At 69.5% G+C, this 1,206-nt stretch carries 2 protein-coding genes; both read left to right on the top strand.

What is annotated here, in order from left to right:
• Positions 1 to 557, top strand: a 557-nt coding sequence (locus ACIRPT_RS40915) for a TIM barrel protein (protein ID WP_403836973.1), incomplete at its 5' end; no start/stop codon positions are given.
• Positions 558 to 606: 49 nt separating this feature from the next.
• Positions 607 to 1,206: NAD(P)-binding domain-containing protein (locus ACIRPT_RS40920; RefSeq protein WP_403836975.1), on the top strand; the 600-nt coding region annotated here is incomplete at its 3' end.

The raw sequence follows: 1,206 nt of genomic DNA on the forward strand, positions 1-1,206 counted from the left end.
TCCGGGCGAACGTGCCGGTGGCGATCGAGTTCGCCAAGTCGCTGGGCTGCACCACCTTCAACGCCCTCTACGGCAACCGCATCGAGGGCGTCGATGCCGCCGCCCAGGACGCCCTGGCGCTGGAGAACCTGGTCTTCGCCGCCCGCGCGGTCGCCGAGATCGACGGCACGCTCCTCATCGAGGCGCTGAACGCGCCCGAGTCGCCGCTGTGCCCGATCGTCTCGGCCCCCAAGGCCATCGAGATCGTGGACGCGGTGAACGCGGCCAGTGGTCTGGACAACGCACGGTTCCTGATGGACCTGTACCACCTGTCCATGAACGGCGAGGACCTCGACGAGGTCATCGACCGCCACACCGCCAAGACCGCCCACGTGCAGATCGCCGACAACCCCGGCCGCGGCGCCCCCGGCACCGGCGAACTCGACTTCGACGGCCTCCTCGACCGCCTCAAGAAGGCCGGCTACGACGGCTGGATCGGCCTCGAGTACAAGCCGGGCGACGCCCCCAGCGCCTCCTCCTTCGCCTGGCTGCCCGCCCCGCTGCGCGCCGCGAAGTAACCCGGCCCGCACCCCGCCCTGACTTTTTGAGTGTGAAAGAGGCATTTCGATGAGCAACCTCCCCAAGATCGCGTGGATCGGTCTGGGCATCATGGGCTCCCCCATGGCCGAGAACCTGATCAAGGCCGGCTACGCCGTGTCCGGCTTCACCCTCGAGGCCGACAAGCTCGAGCGCCTGGCCAAGGCCGGCGGCACCGCGGCCACCTCGATCGCCGAGGCCGTCAAGGACGCCGACGTCATCATCACGATGGTCCCCGCCTCCCCGCAGGTCGAGGCCATCGCCTACGGTCCCGACGGCATCGTGGACAACGCCAAGTCCGGCGCCCTGCTGATCGACATGTCCTCGATCACCCCCCAGACCTCCATCGACCTGGCCAAGGCCGCCGCCGACAAGGGCATCCGCGTCCTGGACGCCCCCGTCTCCGGCGGCGAGGCCGGCGCCATCGAAGCCGTCCTGTCCATCATGGTCGGCGGCGACCAGGCCGACTTCGACACCGCCCGCCCGATCCTCGAGGCCCTCGGCAAGACCATCGTGCTCTGCGGCCCCCACGGCTCCGGCCAGACCGTCAAGGCCGCCAACCAGCTCATCGTCGCCATCAACATCCAGGCCTGCGCCGAAGCCGTCGTCTTCCTCGAGAAGTCCGGCGTC

The sequence above is a fragment of the Streptomyces sp. NPDC101227 genome, assembly GCF_044767545.1.
Classification (GTDB): Bacteria; Actinomycetota; Actinomycetes; order Streptomycetales; family Streptomycetaceae; genus Streptomyces.